Origin of the sequence: Synechococcus sp. W60.3, from assembly GCF_047502615.1 — a bacterium.
In the GTDB taxonomy this organism is placed as follows: Bacteria; Cyanobacteriota; Cyanobacteriia; order Thermostichales; family Thermostichaceae; genus Thermostichus.
In genome coordinates this window covers 1-1845 of sequence record NZ_JANSHJ010000077.1, presented here as the reverse complement: position 1 = coordinate 1845, position 1845 = coordinate 1, and the positions used below count along the sequence as shown (strand labels likewise).

Genomic DNA, 1845 nt, shown 5'->3' with positions numbered 1-1845 from the left:
TCCGAGCAATGGTGGGTGAGCGTCGTCTCTTCCAGCCAAACCAAGCGGGCGCTGGATCCCAGCGGCGGGGTCATGGCTTGGTTGAGCCCGGCAACCGTGGATTCCGGCGGCAGGCGATCGTAGTTAAAAGCAGCCCAGTGGGGATCCAGCACTTGGTCGCGCAACTGCTGCACCGCCTGCATCAGGCGATAGGTATCATCCCCCCAGTACAGGTAAACGGGCACGCTTCGACCGAGTGATTTACGAGATGCTTTTCCCCTACTTCCTCCATTTTGCGTAGGTCAGTTCCCCTTGTCTAAGCGGTTTGGCCGGGATCCCTGCTCAACTTGGTGGAGGGAGTCAGTCCAAGTGAAGATACCGAGCCCAGCTTGACTCAAGTTGTTTAAGAATAGGTCAAGTACTCGCCCTGTCTGGCGAAAACAAAGGCATCTTTACATAACTTTCATAATCCAGAAGTCTCCGCAGCTCAAAAAGTTCTGTATTCCCACTGAAGAGGTTTCGTAGACCTTCTCCTACAGTTGAATTAGGAGCAGAGACTGCAGGGTTAAAGATTATGGATGGCATTGGCGAGTTTGAGTTTAAGGTGCAAATCTTAGCCCGTTGCATGGGATCTGCCCTAGGGCTGGGCCGCCCCACTCGTGTTCAGATTCACTATTCCAACCTCAATTCCCAAAACAAAACCAAAGCGAAGGAAGGTCAATCTGAGTCAAAAAGTCTATCCTCCCTGGGCGATCAGATCTCTTCGAGTCTCAGCAATCAGTGCAAAAGAGGATCCCAAGGTCAAGCTTTAGCCTATGTTGCCTGAAGAGTCTTTCGAGAATTAATCTGTGGTAATTCAGGAGGATTTTTGACTGCGGCGATCCAACACTTACTTAGAAATTGGGACAGATCTTTCTTGTGGTTTTTCTCGTTACTCTTTCTTTGCATTCTGTAGCGATTTGTTCTTAAGACCGAAAACTCAACTTTGACAATTCTTCTTTGACAATTCTTCGATGCTTTTCGTCTTGTAGAGTCTTGTGAGTTAGCCGATTCTTTATTTTTGTTAACGAGGACTTTGTCCGGCTGGCGCGATAAGAAGTTGCGCTCTTCTTCGTTGTCTCCTTGCCTTTGGGGATATAGACTAAAGCTTTATCCCGCTGGTGAAACCAGTAGGATGACTTGAGGTGTGGGGATTTGGGCCCAACACGCCCCAGAGGATTATGGAACGAGCAACGCAACTGTGGCAGGGTTTTCTGCTGCGCGACTTTCCCATCAAGGCTTGGCAGCAGGGGAGCCTTTTGGGCCGCCTGTTGGGATCCCTGCAAAGTTGGGGGAAGAGCAGCATATTGGTTCAAACTTCCGACCGCATCGGCCTGGGGCTGGTACTGCTTTACTGGGTTTTCTCTGCGCAAAGCTCCACCGGCATCCTGGGCCTGATTTTGCTGGCTATGGCTGCTCTGGTGGGCCTGTGCGCTTTGGTGGAAACGCCGATTGGGCTGCCGCTGCATCTGCCCCTGGGCCTTTTCTGGGGAATTGCCACCTTGGCAACGATTCTCTCTCCGGTTGCCTACGCAGCACGGGATGGCTGGCTGAAGTTGACTCTCTACCTGGCTGGTTATCTGTTGTTGCATCGTCTGCTGCGCAAACCCCAATTCCGAGATGGGATCGTTGGATCCCTGCTTTTGGTTAGCTTGGTGATGGGGATCCATGGCCTGCGGCAATACTTATATGGGGCAGCGGAACTGGCCACCTGGGTGGATCCGGAGTCGGGTTTGGCGGGTCTGACGCGGGTGTACAGCTATCTGCGCAATCCAAATCTGTACGGGGGCTACTTGATCCCGGTCATTCCTCTGGGGCTGGCCGCCA

2 pseudogenes are annotated in these 1845 nt (G+C 52.2%); one reads left to right on the top strand and one right to left on the bottom strand.

The window, feature by feature from the left end:
- Nucleotides 1-224 (bottom strand): annotated as a pseudogene (locus tag NW846_RS12535) (DNA polymerase III subunit delta); the annotation flags it as partial.
- Nucleotides 225-1199: 975 nt separating this feature from the next.
- Between NW846_RS12535 and NW846_RS12530 the strand changes: the two are divergent.
- Nucleotides 1200-1845 (top strand): annotated as a pseudogene (locus tag NW846_RS12530) (putative bicarbonate transporter, IctB family); the annotation flags it as partial.